This window comes from Leuconostoc sp. C5 (genome assembly GCF_056530425.1).
Window position 1 is genome coordinate 1,077,361 of record NZ_CP134351.1, and the last position, 20,039, is coordinate 1,097,399.

At 36.7% G+C, this 20,039-nt stretch carries 20 protein-coding genes and 1 riboswitch; of the genes, 1 reads left to right on the forward strand and 19 read right to left on the reverse strand.

Annotated features, from left to right (window positions below):
- Positions 1-20: 20 nt before the first annotated feature.
- Entirely contained in the window at positions 21-2,135 is a 2,115-nt protein-coding gene (locus RHP56_RS05445; protein ID WP_102753384.1) for an MMPL family transporter, read from the reverse strand.
- 144 nt (positions 2,136-2,279) lie between these two features.
- Between RHP56_RS05445 and RHP56_RS05450 the strand changes: the two genes are divergently transcribed.
- A complete protein-coding gene (locus tag RHP56_RS05450) occupies positions 2,280-2,741 on the forward strand; it encodes a GNAT family N-acetyltransferase (RefSeq protein WP_011679881.1) in 462 nt (153 codons plus the stop codon).
- Between the two features lie 42 nt (positions 2,742-2,783).
- Here RHP56_RS05450 and RHP56_RS05455 read toward each other — a convergent pair whose 3' ends face one another.
- The 18 genes from RHP56_RS05455 to RHP56_RS05540 form a co-directional block, all read right to left on the reverse strand.
- Positions 2,784-4,154, reverse strand: coding sequence for an FAD-binding oxidoreductase (locus RHP56_RS05455; protein WP_102753383.1), 1,371 nt, complete (start codon positions 4,152-4,154; stop codon positions 2,784-2,786).
- A gap of 26 nt (positions 4,155-4,180) precedes the next feature.
- Positions 4,181-5,380, reverse strand: coding sequence for an MFS transporter (locus RHP56_RS05460; RefSeq protein ID WP_102753382.1), 1,200 nt, complete (start codon positions 5,378-5,380; stop codon positions 4,181-4,183).
- 118 nt (positions 5,381-5,498) lie between these two features.
- Positions 5,499-6,434 (reverse strand): helix-turn-helix domain-containing protein, encoded by a 936-nt coding sequence (locus RHP56_RS05465; RefSeq protein ID WP_014324783.1) that lies wholly within the window; start codon positions 6,432-6,434, stop codon positions 5,499-5,501.
- A 9-nt stretch (positions 6,435-6,443) separates the two neighbouring features.
- Complete coding sequence (locus tag RHP56_RS05470; RefSeq protein ID WP_014324784.1) at positions 6,444-7,205, reverse strand: acetoin reductase; 762 nt, start codon at positions 7,203-7,205, stop codon at positions 6,444-6,446.
- 105 nt (positions 7,206-7,310) lie between these two features.
- Complete coding sequence (locus RHP56_RS05475) at positions 7,311-8,453, reverse strand: acyltransferase family protein (RefSeq protein ID WP_102753381.1); 1,143 nt, start codon at positions 8,451-8,453, stop codon at positions 7,311-7,313.
- Complete coding sequence (locus RHP56_RS05480) at positions 8,437-9,966, reverse strand: AMP-binding protein (RefSeq protein WP_102753380.1); 1,530 nt, start codon at positions 9,964-9,966, stop codon at positions 8,437-8,439. The genes RHP56_RS05475 and RHP56_RS05480 overlap by 17 nt, the downstream gene beginning before the upstream one ends.
- Before the next feature lie 19 nt (positions 9,967-9,985).
- Positions 9,986-10,954, reverse strand: coding sequence for an aliphatic sulfonate ABC transporter substrate-binding protein (locus RHP56_RS05485; RefSeq protein WP_042251673.1), 969 nt, complete (start codon positions 10,952-10,954; stop codon positions 9,986-9,988).
- Complete coding sequence (locus tag RHP56_RS05490) at positions 10,951-11,673, reverse strand: ABC transporter ATP-binding protein (RefSeq protein WP_050884366.1); 723 nt, start codon at positions 11,671-11,673, stop codon at positions 10,951-10,953. The genes RHP56_RS05485 and RHP56_RS05490 overlap by 4 nt, the downstream gene beginning before the upstream one ends.
- Positions 11,674-11,677: 4 nt before the next feature.
- Positions 11,678-12,454 carry an ABC transporter permease subunit gene (locus RHP56_RS05495; RefSeq protein WP_048593052.1) on the reverse strand — a complete coding sequence of 259 codons (777 nt, stop codon included), beginning with the start codon at positions 12,452-12,454 and terminating at the stop codon, positions 11,678-11,680.
- 197 nt (positions 12,455-12,651) lie between these two features.
- A complete protein-coding gene (locus RHP56_RS05500) occupies positions 12,652-13,851 on the reverse strand; it encodes a Zn-dependent hydrolase (RefSeq protein WP_102753378.1) in 1,200 nt (399 codons plus the stop codon).
- A 6-nt stretch (positions 13,852-13,857) separates the two neighbouring features.
- The gene (locus RHP56_RS05505) at positions 13,858-15,084 is read right to left on the reverse strand and encodes an MFS transporter (protein ID WP_025268136.1); all 1,227 of its coding nucleotides are present in this window, start codon (positions 15,082-15,084) and stop codon (positions 13,858-13,860) included.
- A 23-nt stretch (positions 15,085-15,107) separates the two neighbouring features.
- Complete coding sequence (locus tag RHP56_RS05510; RefSeq protein WP_014324786.1) at positions 15,108-15,884, reverse strand: thiazole synthase; 777 nt, start codon at positions 15,882-15,884, stop codon at positions 15,108-15,110.
- A gap of 21 nt (positions 15,885-15,905) precedes the next feature.
- Complete coding sequence (thiF, locus tag RHP56_RS05515; RefSeq protein ID WP_011679892.1) at positions 15,906-16,553, reverse strand: sulfur carrier protein ThiS adenylyltransferase ThiF; 648 nt, start codon at positions 16,551-16,553, stop codon at positions 15,906-15,908.
- A gap of 10 nt (positions 16,554-16,563) precedes the next feature.
- Positions 16,564-16,761 carry a sulfur carrier protein ThiS gene (gene thiS, locus RHP56_RS05520; RefSeq protein ID WP_010292462.1) on the reverse strand — a complete coding sequence of 66 codons (198 nt, stop codon included), beginning with the start codon at positions 16,759-16,761 and terminating at the stop codon, positions 16,564-16,566.
- A 26-nt stretch (positions 16,762-16,787) separates the two neighbouring features.
- The gene (gene thiE, locus RHP56_RS05525; protein ID WP_102753377.1) at positions 16,788-17,426 is read right to left on the reverse strand and encodes a thiamine phosphate synthase; all 639 of its coding nucleotides are present in this window, start codon (positions 17,424-17,426) and stop codon (positions 16,788-16,790) included.
- Positions 17,427-17,557: 131 nt separating this feature from the next.
- A riboswitch (TPP riboswitch) is annotated at positions 17,558-17,648 on the reverse strand.
- Positions 17,649-17,797: 149 nt separating this feature from the next.
- The gene (locus tag RHP56_RS05530; protein ID WP_102753376.1) at positions 17,798-18,679 is read right to left on the reverse strand and encodes a type I 3-dehydroquinate dehydratase; all 882 of its coding nucleotides are present in this window, start codon (positions 18,677-18,679) and stop codon (positions 17,798-17,800) included.
- Positions 18,676-19,230 (reverse strand): type 2 periplasmic-binding domain-containing protein, encoded by a 555-nt coding sequence (locus tag RHP56_RS05535; protein ID WP_011679895.1) that lies wholly within the window; start codon positions 19,228-19,230, stop codon positions 18,676-18,678. The genes RHP56_RS05530 and RHP56_RS05535 overlap by 4 nt, the downstream gene beginning before the upstream one ends.
- A gap of 3 nt (positions 19,231-19,233) precedes the next feature.
- The gene (locus tag RHP56_RS05540; RefSeq protein WP_011679896.1) at positions 19,234-20,034 is read right to left on the reverse strand and encodes a shikimate kinase; all 801 of its coding nucleotides are present in this window, start codon (positions 20,032-20,034) and stop codon (positions 19,234-19,236) included.
- Positions 20,035-20,039 lie beyond the last annotated feature (5 nt).

Consider the following 20,039-nt stretch of genomic DNA (forward strand, 5'->3'; position numbering starts at 1 on the left):
TATAGAACTGATATTAGTGATTAATCGATTTTTACGTTAGGCAATATTTTATCCAACCATTTTGGCAGGTACCAACTCGCTTTTCCAAACAGATCAATCGTAGCTGGTACAAGAATTAGTCTTACCAATATCGCATCGAACAAGATTCCAGATGCTAATACTAATCCCATCGACTTTACAATGGCATCACTAGCGAAAATAAATCCAGAGAAGACCGCCATCATAATAAGTGCCGCCGCCACGACAGCTGGTCCACTATCTCGCATGCCTAAGATTACTGCCTGCCTAGTGTTCTCTGTTTTTAGATAGTGCTCGCGAATTCGACTGACCAAGAAGACTTCATAATCCATAGCTAATCCAAACATAATACCAATGACAAGAACTGGTAAGAAATTAAGTATTGCGCCCTTGGTTGGAATACCAAACAAGTTAATGAAGTGGCCATCTTGTGCTATAAACACAATAGCGCCCAATGTTGCCCCTAATGATAACACAAATCCAAGCACCGTAACCAATGGAATCAGCAAGGATCTAAATACGACTGTCAACAAAATGAATGCGAATAGCACGATAATAATTGCGAACTTTGGCAAAGCCTTCATTAATGCATCAGACATATCGATGTTGATGGCAGTAGATCCTGTAACATACAACCTTGGCAAACCCTTTTTTTGATTCAAGTCACGTATCTTATGAACGAGCTTCTTAGTTTTAACAGCATTGGCATCCGTTTTGGGAATGACCGTAATCATCTGATAATCGTTATCTTTACTTGGCATAGCTTGTGAAACAGTGGCTACATTTCCTAGATCTTTAATTTCATTAACACTATCGCTCACCTTTACCATGTCATCTGTTTTTAGTAACACGACCAATGTTGCTTGACTACCCTCGCCATAGGCTTCTGTCATCAAATCATATGCGCGTCGTTCAGTTAGTTTTTCTGACTTAACCGAATCGTTAGGTAGTCCAAGGTTAATATGTGTGAATGGTGTTGCAATAACACCCAGTACCACAACCACCAACATTGTTAATAGTAACTTATATTTGGTTACTAGCTTACCCCAACCACCTTCAATGCGCATTTTACTTGCAAATTGTAACAATCGGTTTGGCTTTTTGCCGGTAACTCGATCACCTAATACGACCAGCATTGCTGGTACAAAAGTCAAGGAAGTTAAAATTGCAGTAAGAATGGCCAAAGAAGCAGTAATACCCATCACTGAGAGCATATCAATGCCAAGGACTGTCATACCTAACAAAGCGACAATGACTGTTGCCCCAGCAAATATCACCGACGTACCTGCGGTAGACATCGCTGCCGATAAGGCGTCTTTTTTTGATTTATTTTGCTGTAATTCTTGTCTGTAACGTGAAATGATAAATAAAGCATAATCAATTCCGACTGCCAATCCCATCATTCCAACTAATGACATTGAGAAAGTTGCTACTGATAAGAAGTTCGTTGAAATCAAAACCAACATCATACCAGTCACCAGACCCAATAGAGCTGATAAAATAGGAATTCCAGCGACCAATAGTGAAGCAAAAGTAATTGCTAAAATCACAAATGCAATAGCCAAGCCAACCACTTCAGCCTGCTCACCATTATCCATACCTGAAATCGTAACATCATTTGAAGTTAGTTCTGTTTGAATACTTTTGTGTCGTGTAATCTTTATTGACTTCTCTAATGCGTCAACTGTTTTTTCTGAAACATTTTCGCCTTTTTGCTTATATATCACCCTAGCTGTAGCAGTCATGCCATCTTTACTGTAACTATTTAACATAGCTGGCAAAATCACCATTTTGACATGGCTGTTTTTTTGTACATCTTGAAATAGTTCTGCCATGACTTGCTGATTTTTATCAGTAGTTAATGCTTTACCATTATTTGAGTGTAGTACAATTTGTACCTGACCACCATTTTGCCTAGTACTTGGAAACTCCTTTTCCATTAGTTTATTAGCTCTTTCAGACTGTGACCCCTGAATAGACATCCCCGCACTATCAAAATGAATACCAAAGCTAAGAGCCGCACCAACTGATACAGCAATTGTTATGAAAAATGCCACAATTGTCAGCTTGGCATGCCGATATATCCACCGTCCTAATTTACTAAGTAATTGCCCCATTAATATATTTCTCCTTCTAAGTTAATATATTGACTATATCAACAAAAAGAGACTTACACATCGTACCAAAGGGCACACTTTTTGCCCTTTAGGGCAATTGTGATTGATATGGTATACTAAGTAACTAAATACGAGGAGATAACAATGTTAAGATTAGAAAAAATGACAGCAACGCATTTTGATGACTATATGAGTAGATCAATCAAAGAATACGCTTTGGAAAAAGTGCAAGCTGGTAGTTGGACACAGGAAGATTCGCTGGGTAATGCAAAACTAACATATGACCGACTATTGCCAGATGGATTAAACACTCCAGATAACTTTCTCTTCTCCATTATCAATGATGACAACGTTATTGGCTATATTTGGCTTGGAGCAGACAGTGAAAACAAGAACATCGCTTTTATTTTTGACTTTGAAATTTACGATACCTATCAAAATAATGGTTTTGGCTCTCAAGCCATTGCACTAGCTTCCACAAAAGCAAAAGCGCTGGGGTTCACCTCAATTGGCTTACATGTTTTTGGTACTAATTCTCGCGCTATACATGTTTACGAGAAAACTGGCTTTGAAATAACTGATATAAAGATGCAGAAAAAACTATAAAAAAAGAGCAGAGATATAGTCAACTATATCTCTGCTCTTTTTTTATGCATATCTAGATTGGTTTATGATGTGTTTTGAATCATATTTTTTAACAACCTTTTGCAATCGTTCACGCGTATCACGTGACCATGCTTTTGTTGTTTCTGACTTACTGGTATCACTGGAATAAGCACCATACACACCACATCCATGCTCTTGTAGCGGTTTGAATAATTGATTCAATAAACTTGATTGTGTGACGTCTCCCCACATAGCAACAAACAACGTTGCCTCACGAAATGACCAAGCATCAAAATCAGGCGACAACTGATTTATAGGACCATCAATAGCGCGCACTTCAATACCCATGACTGCACTAGATTTTAACATGGTATGCAATGCATTCAGTAAATGATCATCAATTTTAGTTAACAGTACATTTTTGACATAGACGTTATTCGCCCCTTCGTGTGGTAAATGCGGTGCCTGGACTAATGTATGATAACTCAAATTGCTCTCATCTTGCTTTTCAACTTTGGCGATGTTTAGTGCGTCAGTAAAATATTTTTCACACGAATCTGTTTTTTCGCCGCACCAGATGTTTGTTGCCTGAACCGAAATAATACTTGAATTACTGTCATTTTTGGTTAGCATTAATAAACTACTCATATCTTCAGTCGTAGTTGTTATCCAAGAATGCCATGCAAACAAAAAATGTGATAAGTCGAATACGTTATATGATAACTTTTGCAAACCGATTGGTACTCTTTGTCCTGATTTTGCTGGTTCGACTTTGTCGGCTTGAAAAATAAACTCAGTAACGATACCGACTTGTGAACCTCCGCCACGAATTGCCCAAAATAGGTCGCTATTTTCTTCTTTGTTAACATTACGCTTCTTGCCATCAGCGGTAATGATAGTTGCACCTAGTATTTGATCAGTGGTCAATCCTTGTTTCCGCACGAGTAAACCTAACCCACCGGAAGTTGCTAAACCACCAACGCCGGTGTCGCCAAAGTCACCACTAGACAAAACTAAATCGGCTTTACTAATTTTATCAGCCACGTCACCCCAAACTGCACCGGCTTGGACTTTAACAAGACCTTTAGCCTCATCAAGTATGTTTACTTGGTTCATCTGTGATAGGTCAATAATGATACCACCATCATTAACTGAATAATTAGTTATGCCGTGCCCACCACTACGAACAGAAAAAGGAATTTGATGTCCAACAAAACGCTGCACATTTCCAGCGTACTCAACCACATGCGAAACTTGTTCATCATTTTCAGCCATGAATACTAATCTAGGATGCCCTACCTTAAAATAATTAGAACTAACAGACTCGTACTTACCGCTATTTTTTGTAACTGCTATGTTACTTAATGTGGCGGGTAACGCTGGCCATTTCTGTTGATTATCACTGTCTGTCATTAGACTAATTTCTCCTTTACTATGAACTAGCTCAATGTATTTTCACGTTTTGAATTATTAGCAAGAAAAAATAAATAAGTTAAAATTGCAAACGCAGCAAAAAATAAAAATGGTAACTTTATGTTAATTTGATAAATAAATGAACCAAACAATGGTGACACAATTCCAGCTATTGCTTGGGTCATAGCAACAGTACCTGCAACTGCTCCTTGTTGATCCTGTGAAACAACAAGTGAAGCACCAGCAGATAGTGAACTCATTCCAAACGCAGCTCCTGCACCAATCAAAATGTAGCTTACCACTAACATCCAAAAGGCACTAGCTACAGTAATCAATAATAAGCCAAGCACAAGTAATGGAATTCCGACAATCATCATCTTACGAGCAGAAAAATTTAGTACTTTAATTTGCAAAATTTGTGTCAACATTAATGTTACGCCTAATATAACAAACAGCAGAGACGAGGTCTTCGCACTTTGAACAACCGTTTGACCAATATTGTCATGTAAATATAGCGATGTTAGTAACTGTAATCCAACCACAACGAACATCACAGAACATCCAACTAACAACCAGCTCAATAATTTAACCGAGAAAAACTTTTTTGACCCAGTTTCTTTTTTGTCGGTAGCGTGTGCTTCGTTAATTGATACCTGTCTTTTGGGTAAAATAGCCGTCATAATAACGGTAAACAACAACAAGAGAACAATGGTTGTATAAAAAGGCAAATATAGATTACCAGTTGTTGAAATCAGCCCACCAATAATTGGCCCCAAGACCATTGCTAACCCTGTTGCAAAGCCAAGGGATGACATGTCTTTTGCACGATCTTTGGTCGTTGAAATATCTGCCATATAAGCATTTGCCGCCGTTGGTGTCGTTGTCATGAATATGCCTAGCAAGAACCTAGTGCCCATCAATCCATAAAAGAATAATGGTACTGCTTTTGACGACGCAATTGACATATGAAACAAGATCACGTAAAGAATGAAGAATACCCCCATCCCGAACAGTCCAATAATCATCACGATTCTACGACCAAATATATCACTCATTTTCCCCCATATTGGTGCAAACAGTAACATTGCCGCAGCACCGAGAGAAATCATAATACCAATTTGACTTGGTATCATGTGTGCTTTAGTTGAAATTGCTGACAAAACTGGCATGGTAATGTAAATTCCCAAATACGACACCAGTGTCGCAACAAAGAGTTTCTTTTTCATAAAATAAAAAATTCCTTTCCTTAATCAAATACTCTAGTGATTAATGTAAAGGAATTTCATGTGGTGTACTGCTCTATTTTGGTAATTCTAGCCCAATCGTTCAATGAATCTACTAAACTTAGTTTTTATAAAGCTGACGATACATTTTAGGTGTCATTTGTTTTTCCTTTTTAAAAAAGGCTGAGAACTTACTTGTATTCATATAACCAACTTCGTTGGCAATAAAAGTAATACTGGCCTGACTATCCTTTAGTAAAGTACAGGCATATTCCAAGCGCGCAGACATCAAGAAACTGTGAATTGACTGGTAATATGTGGCTTTAAACAATTTCTGCATGGTCGTTTGACCAATATCATATTGTCTAGCCAACTGCTGCAAAGTTAACTTTTCACCGATGTGATTCAGCAAATAGCCATGAATAGCATAAATTTTCTTAATATCTCTTGTTGGAAAATAAGTTTTGGGTAAAATAGCTTCGTGCGCCTCATCTGAATTAAGATATAATAATAATTCCGCTATTTTCAATCGTAAAAATTGCAATTGATTCGTTACTTCAACCGCTTCAAAATCTTTAAAAAACCGTTCAATAAACTCTGTTTTTATCAAGATATAATCTTGGTCGGATAAATAATACTTAGTAATGCTATCAATTAGCTGGTCATTACCAACAAGCCTTATAAAATCGTCACTAACTTTCTGGCGATTGATCAGCAATGTAATGCCTTGATATTGGCCACTAACGCTAGAATAGTGATTATTATCATCAAAACTTTGAGCTATTTTCAAAAAACCCGGTTCCAAAAAAATTGTCTCTTGATTATTTTTGATTAAGTTAACAGATCCATTGTAGGAAAAATCTAAGCGCAACACTTGGTCAGAAAAAGTTATCGCCCCATAATACCTATCGAAAGAATAGTCATGTATCACCAAATCCAAGCCTTGTGTTAACTTTATCGCAATTGGTTGAAGATTTCCCGAATTACTAAATAGATTGGTTTTATTTACTTTATTTATGTGTTTTAAAAAATTTAAATAGTTATTTTTATTCGTCATCAAAGACTATTATACATAATTAATCCCACCATCAACTAAAATAGATTGACCGGTGATATAATTTGATTTTTCATCAGCCAAAAATGACACTAGGTTGGCAACATCAGCTGGTTCTTCACCACGACCCAATGCAATACCATCAATATATTCTTGCTTTGTCTCTCCTAATGGACGGTCGTAAATTTTAGCCATTGCAGCATCAATTTGATCCCACATTGGTGTCAAGACGATACCAGGGCAATAGGCATTTACAGTAATTTTGTCTTTTGCTAGCTCTTTGGCAGCAGCTTGTGTAATACCACGTACCGCAAACTTGGTAGCTGAATAAATACCTAGCAACTCAACGGCTTGGTGCCCAGCAATAGAACAAGCATTAATAATCTTTCCACCTCTGCCTTGTTTCTTAAATTGTTTAGCGGCAGCTTGAATACCATATATTGTTCCGTTGACGTTGATGTTGAAAATCTTAGTAATTTCATCAGGCTTAGCGTCTACAATGGCAGCAATTTGTGCAATCCCTGCATTGTTCACAAAAACATCTAATTGACCAAAGTCGTTCACAACGTCATCAACTAACTTGAACATATCCTCATGACTTGAAATGTCAACGTAGTACCCTTTTGAGTCATTACCAACTTCTTCGGCAACTTTCACCGCATTATCTTTGTTTAAATCAGCGACTGCGACAGTGAAACCGTCTGATGCGAGTTGCTTAACAATACCCTCACCAATTCCTTGTCCACCACCAGTAACAACTGCAACTTTAACCATGTGAATTTCCTCCTTTTTAATTACAACTACATTATAAACTTGTAAGCCTTTACATTCAAGTAGTGAAATAATTTTGTGAATAATAAAACTTTAATACAAAAATGTTCAAGTTCTGACCACTTTTCGTATATGTTGCGGTCGCCCAATCAAAAATCCAAATGGCGGAACTTTGTAAAAGAAGTAAGATAGCGCATATCCCATGAGTGCCGTTATTATATAAATGAAAGGTAACATAACTAATAGCACCCAACCATTACCAGAAGGTAGTGATGATAATAGCACAAACATTAACGCCAACGGTAGGGTTTGTGACAAATATATGCCGAATGATATTTTGGCCCCAATAGCAACAAAATTAGTGATCCATTTTGGCAAATAGTTTTTTCGTAGATCAGCATAACGTAAACCTAGCCAAACAATGTAACCAATGATCACTACATCATAAATAAAAATAAACGGCTGATGAACTTCTTCTGCTTTGTTTAACGTCAGGTTTAACACATGAACATTATAAAAGTATAGAAGTACTGTTCCACAAGCAAAAACCAACGATGATATGCCAAACCATATATGCCATTTACGTATAAAAACTACGAATTCTTGATAATGTATCGCCGCGTAGCCACCCATAATAAAATAAAATTGATAAACAAAAACATTAAAACCATAGTTTTTTAATAGATATGGCCATCCACTTGTATCAATATTTGGTAATTGATATTTAATGAAGACAAGCATTCCTAACTGAACAACTGCTGAAATTACAACTATCATATGATGATACGACAAAAAACGTTTAAACAGCCAAACAATCAACGGAAAGATAAGATACAGTTGCATCGTAACCAAAATATAATACATATAGTAATTATCAGCATAAACTGACAAATGCGCCCAATTTTCTAAAAAATCCCCAAGTGATGAATGGTTTTCTGCTCCTGTTAAAATAGCTGTCCAACTTAAGTAAGGGATCAAAACACCGAGGTATCTTTTTTTCCAAAACTTTAAAATTTGCATTGGCTTAAAGTAATTATTCATGAATAAGACTAAGCCTGTCACAAACATAAAACCCATTCTCGTGAAATGCAGTGAAATGTGAGTTGCCATCAGAATTTCATAGGGCATTGAATGAGTAGAGATCTTATGCGTGACTAAGGTAGTCGTATGATTAGCAAGGACGCCCAAAATGAAAACTATCCTGAAAAAGTCAACTTCAAATAAGTAAATCCGTTTATTTGATTGTTGCATGCTGCATTTCACCTTTCAGACGTTCAATTAATTGTGCCCTTAAAATTTTACCAGTTCGATTTCGAGGGAATGCTCCTGTAATCAAATACTCTGAAGGTTGTTCATACTTGGCTAATTCTTTTGAAATTTTCCCCCTAATTTCATCAATCTCTTGATTATGATCACTCGAATTATTCAGATGTAGTGCTGCTACAACTCTCTCACCATATAATTCATCAGGCAGCCCAATAACAGCGACTTCTGTTACGAACTGAAACTGAGAAATAATCCCCTCCACCTTAGCAGGAGCTACTTTTTCTCCACCATGGTTGATGATTTCTTTTATTCGACCAATCACGTACAGATAGCCCTCTTCGTCAAAATAACCAATATCTCCGGTTCGAAAATAACCGTCTACTAAAATATTGTCTTTAGGATCCAGATATGCTTGTAGTACTCTAGGTCCTCTTATTACGATTTCTCCATGCTGATTGGGTTTGTAAGTGATACCATAGACTGATGAATGAATCGCTATGTCCGTATCTACCACTGAGCCAACTGAACCAACTTTCGGCTTATCTAACGGATTAATTGAAACAACTGTTGTCGACTCTGTCATACCATAACCTTCTTGAACCTTAACATTAAATCTGCGCTCAAAGTCTGTTAATAATTGCTCAGGGAGCGAAAAGGAGGCTGAACGCACATATTCAAGGTGTACTGCTTTTTTTACTTTTTCGTACTGTTGATTACTATTTTGATTTTTTAGTAAAATATTAATAATTGTTGGTACAACTGACAACCAAGTAACTTGGTACTTCGCGACAATAGTCCAAAATTGACTTGCAGAAAACTTTGGCGCTACAATGACTTGACAGCCATTAATTCGTGAAGTAACCGTTGATACAATCTGTGCATTGATATGAAACATTGGCATAACAATTAAAGCATGATCGCTTTCTTTAATATTTTGACTTTTTGTAACAGCTTGCGTAGCCAATAATATTTTTTTATTAGTGATACCGACTCTTTTGGGTTTTCCAGTTGTCCCAGAAGTATTTAAGATTAAAGCTAGTTGTTGTTCATCATCATCGGCTATTTTCCTTACAGAAGTGCCGTTGAATGAAAAAAAATTTACCAGATGACTTAAAACTTCAAATGATCTTTCTGAAAGTATCTCTTGATTTGCTAATTCCATACGAAGGCGATCACTAACAATCGCTCCAGAATATCGGTAGGCGGTAAATTCACTAAGAATTTCTTTAATGCCTGTCGTTTCGGCAACAGGATGTGCTATAGCACCAATTTCCCATAAGGCTTGTTCGATAATAGTTATCCAAATTGAATTCTCTAATCCAATCAGGACGACATCACCCCTCTGAATATTTTGATTAATAAATTGTTCTCGAAATAAATGGATGGCCTCTTTAGTTTCTTTTCCTGTTAACTTTATTTCACTCTTTACGTCTATTAATTGAATTTCATTTTCGTGTAATTCTAATTGTTTATTCAATCTATCGAGCAATACTGACATATTTTATCTACCACCTTCTTTAGTTTGTCGTGTTCAGCACAGTATCTTTAATTGTGATTTTCTTGTTTATCAACCCTTCTTCGTAAAATAAATTAGCAATACTCTGTTGTTCTTTTAAAACAGCTGAAGTTATACCGGTCATTGTGAAGTCTCTACGTTTTACCATTTTTTCAATAACTGATTGTTTCATGCTTAAAGATTTTGCCAATAGTTTTGAAACCTCGGACTTATTATTGTTAGCCCATTTCATATCTTGAGAAAGATATTTTACGAGATATGATGAAACTTTTTTATTTTTCTTAGCAATAGATTTGGTAGATAATAAAAAGTCACGGTTCTTACTCAACCCTTTTCCAGTCGTCAACACCTTAGCATTTTGAGATACTTCTGCCTGGGCAGTATAAGGATCCCATGTAACCCAAGCATCAATTTTTCCTTGACTAAAGGCTATGCTGGCATCTGTCTGTTTCATGTTAACTAACGTAACGTCACTAGAACTAAGGCCGGCCTTCTTCAACGCGCTAAGAAGCAGATACTGAGAACTAGTTCCTTGAGTATAAGCAATTCGCTTACCCTTTAAATCTGATATTTTAGATAGACTAGAACTTTGAGGTATCAAAATGGCGGATCCACTAGATTTACTTGCACCAACAGCAATATAGGTAATATCCGTTTTTGAGGCCTGTGCTGTGACGGGTGGTGTATCACCAGTACGCGCGTAGTCGATACTACCACTTGCTAATGCTTGCATCTCAGCAGCTCCATCAGCAAATTCGCGATAAACAATTTTGTAGCCTTGTTTTTTCATATTTTTTATAAGTTCACCATGTTGCTTAGCAATATCAATTGGATCACCTTTTTGGTAACCAATCGTAATAGTTTGTAACGTTGTTTTTTTCTCGATTGTTTGTGTATAACCATAAATGGCACAAACAGCCCATAAGAACAAAAAAATAACTAACATTGTTTTTCTAACTAATTGCGTCATTTTATTTCCTCGCTAGCGGATAATATGAAACTTTGAACCGTTTCAGTTGCCTCGGTTGAATAGTTACGATCATTACTCTTGCGAATGCCATCTATAATCAATCCCAAATGCCCGTCTTTAACAGCTACTACTCGATCTCCTAGCTGTACAGCCTCTTGAACATCGTGCGTAATTAGAATAGTTGTTAAGTTGGATTCTTCAACAATCTTGGCAATTAGACGCTGCATCTTTAAACGTGTTAATGCATCTAAGGCTCCCAATGGTTCATCTAACAAGAGAATTTTAGGTCGTGACATAAGCGCCCGAGCGAGTGCGACACGCTGTTTTTGTCCACCAGATAGCTGTTGTGGATATGATATGCTTTTATCGCCAAGTTCAACCTTTTCGAGAAGTGTTAACGCGTAAGCATTTACATCCTTATTTTTGCTACCAAAAGTAACATTATCTATAACAGTCATCCATGGTAGCAAGCGTGAATCTTGGAACATCACACGAGCAATTTCATTTTTATCTGTTAACGACTTGTTATTAACGCTAATCTGACCAGAAGTTGGCTTTTCTAGGCCTGAAATTAACCTCAAGAGTGTTGTTTTACCACCACCACTTTCCCCTACGAAAGAAACGAACTCACCCTCCTGAATATCAAAATTAATGTTTTTTAGAACTTGTTTTTCCCCATATGTTTTACAGATGTTATCTAATCTTATAACTGAGTTCATATATCTATCCTTTTTGCCAATTTAATAAGATGGTTTCAAAACTTAATGCAATCCAATCAGATACTTTACCAAGAAAAGCATAGATAAGGATACTTAAAAAAATAGTCGGCATATCTAAGAATTGCTGCGCATTTGTTTCCATATAACCAATTCCTGAACTAGACGAAATTGTTTCAGACACAATGAGTGTTGTCCACATAACTCCTAAAGCATAGCGAAAACCCATTAAAATTGAAGGCAATGCACCTGGTATAATAATTTTCATTAACATCTGTTTTTTACTTAGGCCATAGGAAGAACCCATTTCAATTAGGCTCTTATCAATAGAACGTATGCCATGAAAAGTATTGATATAGATAGGAAAAAATACGCCTACCGCGACTAACGAAATTTTTGCACTTTCTCCAATACCCAACCAAATAATAACTAATGGGATTAATGCTAAGTGGGGAATATTTCGAATCATTTGAATTGAGCTATTAAAAAAACGCTGCGCAAATAATGAAACGCCATTAACACTCCCAAATACAAAACCTAATGTGCCGCCAAGCAACAATCCTGAAGTAGCTCTGTACAACGAAATACTCATATTTCGCTGTAATTCACCACTTTGGATTAGTGTGATACATTTACTTATGACCGCTACAGGTGTTGGCAGTAATGACTCATCAATTAAATTAATACTAGTAGTTACTTGCCATGTGACTAATATTGCAATAGGCAGTACGAATGGAATTAATATCTGATTTCCAGTCTTACTCCTGTACTTAATACTTGACATGATCGTTCTCCTAACCTTTTTTGACAAAATACTTACGTTCTACCTAGAATAGATCGTTACTTTTTGTAAGGTAATTCTATTCTTCGTATATTAATTGAAAAACAAAACTGTTCAAAATAACATGCACTTGTAATTTGTGATTTTTACGTCCAGTGAATTAAAAAAGCAAGTAACATCAAAGTTACTTGCTTTTTCATCTATATATACGCTAATTGATACAATGCTTGTTGCAATACTAATTGGCCATTTACTAAATGCTCAGATTTTGTGTTTTCCGAAGGAGAATGACTATTGCCTTTAATACTAGGGACAAAAATCATTGTTGTAGGCACATATTTTGCAATAATTTGAGCATCGTGTCCAGCACCAGAAATAAGCGACTGGTATGCTGAATTATGATATTGCGCAGCCAAAGCACTGTTATTTGCCAATTGATCACTTAATTTAATGGCATTCACATCCGTCATAATCGTCAAAATACTATCATTCAATTCCGTCAGCTCTTTAACAGCTGTGAATGCATCATCTAACCTTTTTTGGCTTTTATGTCTTAAATCTAATGAAAAATCAACTTCACTAGGAATAACATTGGTAGCATTTGGTTGAACTCGTATTTGTCCAATTGTGTATCTCAACGCTACAAATTCATCTAAAACCGCATAAAGCTGATGAATCAATGTGACTGCTTTTTTCATTGCATCACATCTCATATTCATTGGCGTTGTCCCTGCGTGATTAGCAACACCGTAACATTTGATCAATAGCTTTTTCTGACCAACAATATCAGTCACTATCCCGATATCTTGTCTTTTTTTCTCTAATATTGGTCCTTGTTCAATATGCAACTCAATAAAAGCGTGGATCAGACCAGTTACTTTTAATTCAGATGCTAGTTCCTTTAATTGAGTAACAGCATTTTGACGTGCATGATTAAAAGATAAACCTTCATGATCTCTCAGACCGTATACTGTGTCTTCTAACTTGTTCATGAGATACCGTGAACCTGTAAAAGCTGTATTAAAACGTGACCCCTCTTCTTCCGAAAATGAAACAGCGACCAATGGTATTTTGGGATGACCAAATTTTTTCATTAATGTGCCAATTGATATCAAACTTGCTAAAGTCCCATAAACACCATCTAACGGCCCACCATTAATTACAGTGTCCATGTGTGATCCTGATAACATGAATGCTTTTTGGCCTAGGTTTTTTTCTGTTGTTGCATAGACATTTCCAATGTCGTCAACAAAAGTGTAAAGACCGTAGTCACTAGCAATCTGCATATACTTTTTTTGCGCTGCCAACCAATTTTCATCATATACACAGCGCGTCACACCATCAAAACTAGTTAAACCAATTTTTTTGAATTCGTTTAGTAAAGATACTATATTTTTCATAAGCGTTCAGTCTCGTTCAGCTTCATATTTCACAAAATTAAAGCAAACTAACGACGCCATCAATAATAATGCGGCAACATAAAAACTAATGCTCATACCTTTCGTAACATCAATTAAGAAGCCAGTCATGATTGGTGCAATAATTGATGCAATCATCCCCAAAAAATTATAAATCCCAAATGTCATTGCCAGCTGCGAATTTTTAGCATTAATCTTAATGGTATACAATAGCAAAGGATCTAATGCCATTTTTCCTGTTACCCCATAGACTAGCAAAGACAGTAACAAGACCATATCATTATTAATCGTTACGCCGACAATCAGTGAAATTGCCGACAAAGGAACTAAAATACATATCAATGTCTTAGTATTTTTCAAATAATCATTTATTCTAGCAAACAATAATGCACTTGGAATGGCGATAAACGGCACAATGGATGCTACCCACCCTACATTTGTTCCTGAAATATGCCGATAATCTATCAAGTATAACGGTAACCAAGTAATCATTACAATCTGCCCATAAATTGAAGCAAAAAGCATCAAGTACGTACATGACAAATTACGTGTAAATAGCGCTTTGATGTCGATTGACTTAATTGCAGTCTTAGAATGATTTGGTTTAGTTGATGCATTAAACGGCTTGTCTCGTATAACCAATATATACAGAAGTCCAACGATTACAGTCGGTACGCTGATAGTGATAAATGGGGTAGACCAATGAAAATGAAGCTGTAACACAAGAATACTGGATAATAATGTGCCAAGAATTTGCCCAAAAGCCTGTCCAGAATTAATTAAAGCTGTTCCAAAAGTTAACTTGTTTTTCGGTAACACTTGCGAGGATAACCCATACGATGCGCCATAGAAACTTCCTTCACCAATACCCACCATTGCTCTAGTAATTAAGAATAGTCCAATAGTTGTGACTAATCCAGAAAATAAGGTCATCACACCAAAAAATATGAAACCAAGTCCAATAATCCATTTTTTACTAAAGTAGTCTGCTAAGGTAGAAAAAGGCATTTGCACGATGGTATACGTTAAGAAAAACAAGGACGAAATCAAACCCAGTTGGCTATGATTCAAGCCAAATTCTGACTGAATAGCTGGCATAACAGGATTTAATATTGTACGGTCTGCATATATGAATATCCAACCAAAAAAATTTAATAAAATAATAGTGACCCAACTATTATGCCGTTTATTTATTGGGTCTATCGTATTTTCCATGTGACTTCCTTTTTGAATTCATCCTAAGCAGGATTACTTACTCCTGTTAGCGTTGAAGACGGTGAAGCAGATCCATCTAATACCCGGCCAGGTTTTGCTAAATAAGCTTTACGCCCGGCATTGATTGCTAGTTTGAATGCTTCAGCCATCAAAGGAATATTTCCAGCAGTTGCCATTGCTGTGTTGGCCATAATGGCATCTGCCCCCATCTCCATAGCTTCAGCAGCTTGACTAGGTTTTCCGATACCCGCATCAATTATAATTGGCAAGTCAATCTCATTAATAAGAATTTGAATCAAATCTTTATTGGACAGGCCTTTGTTGGTTCCAATTGGTGCTCCTAGTGGCATAATTGCCGCCGCTCCCGCATCGGTTAATTGTTTGGCTATGTTTAAGTCGGGCAACATATAAGGCATTACAATAAAGCCTTCTTTGGCTAGAACTTCTGTTGCTTTTAATGTTTCGTAATTATCAGGCATTAAGTATTTTTTATCAGGAATTACTTCTAATTTAATAAAGTCACTACCACTTAATTCACGGGCAATACGGGCAATTCGGATAGTTTCTTCAGCATTTGTGCAGCCTGAAGTATTAGGTAAAATAGTGACATTCTCAGGAATATAGTTTAAAATATTTTCCTTGGCGTCATTGGAACGTCTCAATGCCATTGTTATTATCTGAGCATCAGCATTTTTTACTGCTGAATCAATTAATTCATAGGAATATTTACCGGATCCTAAAATGAATCTTGAAGTGAATGTATGACCACCAATGGTCAAGGTATCAGTATTTTCTTTCATTACTATCAGTTTCTCCTAAATTTATAAAGCCACTTTACCGAGTATTAGCTGTAAAATGACATTTGCTTGATGACCAGCGCACACAAGCACTCTTGGTGCCATCAATCCTTCTACTCCAGCACTAATGTTATCCCCACAGATGTATACATTTTCGCTCTGTTGTCTCGTTTTAATATTATTTGGACTATGAATTCCAGCTAACCCGTTGCCCATAACAAGCGGTTTATTTGGAAAAATTTCACGAGAACTACCTAATAGGACTGCTTTACTATGCGGGTCATCAAATGCCTCACATATGATATCACTATCACCAAATAGAGCTTCAACATTTTGCGACGTGACTCTTTCTTGAATTGTTGAAATTGTAATAAATGGATTGAACTCTAATATATTTTGTTTTAGCGCAATCACCTTTGGTACATTAATTTGACTCAATTTAAATTGCTGTCGATTCAGGTTACTCAACTCAACAGCATCAAAATCAATCAAAGTCAAATGCCCTACTCCTGCACGCGCTAATGCGATGGCAATATTAGAGCCAAGTCCACCAGCGCCTGCAATAGTCACATGGGCCTGTGCAAGTTTTTCTGACGTTCCTGGCACATTGCGTTGTTTCATATCTTCATATACTTCTTGAACGCTGTAACCATCAATATTAATTTTGTGCATAAGACTTCCTTTAACCTCCGCCTACAAATGAAATAATTTCAATTTGATCATCATTATGAATAAAAGTATCTACAAAACGTTCACGTTGTAAAATCTTACCGTTGTGTTCAACTACAATGTTTTCTAAAGCAGCATTTTTGTCATTGAGCAGTTGTGCAATTGTCTTTCCAACGTACTGATTCTCTACAGAGCCATTTATCTTAAGCATTACCTAGGACCACCTTTCTCTAGCTTTTAAAGTACTTGGTCAAGTTCTTTAATCGTGTCGGATACTTTGTCCGCTATATTTTCGGCACACATAATTTCGCTAACCATCGCCACACCATTGATTTCAGTATTTTTAAAGTTGTGAATTGTATGTTCCTTGATACCACCAATTGCAATGACTGGTATGGAGACAGTTCGTGTAATCTCCTTTAAAGTTTCGATTGACGTAGGTTTTGTGATTACCTTGGTCTTAGTTGGATAAATAGCGCCAACTCCTAAATAATCTGCCCCCTCTAGTTCGGCCTGTGTGGCTCTCATGACACTTTTAGCAGACACACCCAAAATTTTTTCTGGACCAATTAAACGTCTTGCGACTGATATCGGTAAGTCATTATCGCCAATATGGACACCAGCAGCATCAACTGCTTGACAGATATCTATTCTGTCATCAATAATCAATGGAATTCTGAATCTGTCAGTAATTTCTTTCACTTTCGTTGCCAGTTCAAAATACTTATGCGTGGTAACCTCCTTTTCTCTTAGCTGAACGAGTGTGACACCGTTCTGACATGCTTTTTCAATTCGACCTAAAAACTCTTCATCAGAATAATCGTATCGATTTGTGACTAAATATAGCTTTAGCACCTTAGTTATATTTACATCCATGGGCTCCTTTTCGTAAACCTCCTGATAATATATTTTTGAAATTTTTCAATACACTGAACCTTTTTAAATTTTTCAAATAAAAAAGCTGTTTTTTTGCGCAAATGGGTACGCAAAAAAACAGCTTAATAAAAAATCTATTAATCACATCTTCCTACGCAGATTTTAATCCGATCAGGTTCAATGGGTATTTCTCAGCCCTCGCGGGCACCCCAGACATACATATATAATTTCATAAATACTATAACATTTATTTTTTGTAAACACAAGAAATAATTGCCTAGTAAATCAAAGTAAACAAAAAACGCTACCTCCTGAGAGATAGCGGGTAGGTAGATAGATACTACCCAGTTGGTCTTAACTAATATAACACATTATTGCCAAGCTTGCAATAATTCATTAATTGTCAGCTGCCCAGGAGCACTTCCTTGTGTACCATCAAGTACTGCAAAGGTCATTTCTGACCCATATTCATATCCCTTGATACGGCTACGTTTACCTATCTCTCCCATGCTCATCGTGATTAATGGTTGCGAAATATTGACGTTCTTAGTTGTTTGCAATAGGTAATCAACGTCTTTTTCGGATTCAGGCATGACAGCCAATTTGATAATATCTGCTGAAGTATCAGCCATATCACTGATTAAAGCTGGCAAATTTTTAGGGGTAGATTCAAAATCATGGTATGACAGTAATACTGGAATATTGGCTTTATTGGCTGCGTCCATAATACTTTGTCGTAGCGGCTCATCTAATGTATATTCAACATCAACAGCTGCAAACGGAAACCCCGAGTGTAAAGCAGTAATCATAAAAGTGGCATACTCGGTTGGACTCATCTCGCCACGACCACCCTGTGCAACCGTACGATATGTTAACAACACCGGAAAACCACCAATACTATTAAACACCGTACCAGTTAACTCTTTAATAATTTGAACATTTATTTGTGGCCAATTAGCCATGAATTCTTGCTTGGCATTATCAATTTCTGACAACATTTTCGCTTCTGTCATGGCAGAAACGTCTTTTTGCGCCAATTCACTTTGTGCCCCAGCCTTAACTTGTTGCCACATAACCGCCTGACTAAAGTCATCTGCGATGTAATCTGCCCGCCATTCAACAATGTCTGGATTTTGTTGTTGTAGTTTTTGAGCGAACGGACTAATTTTGTCCGTAGGTCCTAAAGTTAGGGGGACTGCTATAATCGGTTTATTCGTACTGCTAGGTATGTTTAATAGTTCTCTTAATGTCATAGGACTCTATAGACGATCCAAACCATCTGAGGCTTTAATTGTTGCCTAATTTGGTATTTTTCGTCACTACTTTCAGGTAATTTTTTGAATTGTTCTTCAGAAACAATTGTAAACCGATTTTGTTCTTTTATAAAGCTCTGTAATGCAACAATTTTACTTGGTGCAAACATCACTGACGGCCCCCAAGCATTATCTAAATTCACAGAGGTTAAATATCTTTTCATTAAGCCTTCTGTGGCCGCATGGACTATTGCTACATTTCGCTCAAATTGGGTATTTTCAATCACACTCATCGTCATTAAGGGTAGCGAAAATGTTTTTTCAATTGCAAGCTGTGACCAATTTAAATAATTAAAGTCGGCCCAATTCAAATCTGGTTCCTGATTAGACTTAAATGCAACTGGTAAAATTATTTTATCCCCTTTATAGTCACTTAGATGCAATAAAACTTCTTCAAGACTATTGTGCAAAATTAGGGTTTCGTCCGTTAAATAATATTGTGCTGCCTGTTCAGAATCTGTGCCACTTGGTCCTAATGTGTGAAGTTTCATAAATCACCTATTTAATTGCCTATTCTCTTTGTCAATGGCAGCCTGCATCAAAATGGTCATAATACCATCAATCATGTCATCTGTGATATCTACAGAAGTACTAAAATCTGATTTCAATTCCTTACGTAACTTTAACATACGATCCTGTTGAATCGTTGGTATACCAAATTTTTCTTTATAACGAGCCACTGCTTCAACAATCTGAAAACGTTCCGAAATAATTTTAAAAATTTGACGATCAAATGCATCTATCTGTGAACGCAATTGTAGTAGTGCTAGTTCATCCTCATTAGCGCTAAATAAGGCAATAATCTCAGCTGCAATACGCGCCGGTGTTTTACCAACTGTTTCTACGGTGAAATTGGCAACTTCTTCGTACTTTGGGTCACGTTCCTGCCATAATGCAAAGAATTCCGCCGTCGATTTTTCTTGAAGTAACGGGCGCTGTCCTTCAAGAATTAAGCGGCCAATAGTACTTTCTAAATTGCCATGTAAATAAATAATTGTCGCTGGAGAATGGCGCAGAATTTCTAAGTTTTCTGGTCGTTCCACTACACCCCCGCCCGTGGCAACAACACCATCAAATGTTTGCACATTATTTAAAACTTTGGTTTCTAACTCACGGAAGCCGGCTTCGCCACGTTCTTCAAAAATTTCTGCGATTGATTTACCGGCAGCACGTTCAATTTCAGAATCAATATCTACGAACTTTGAATGATGTTGCCGAGCAATTTCCTTACCCACAGTCGTTTTCCCAGCACCCATAAACCCAATAAGCATTAATGTATCTGGTTCTTTAATCATAATTT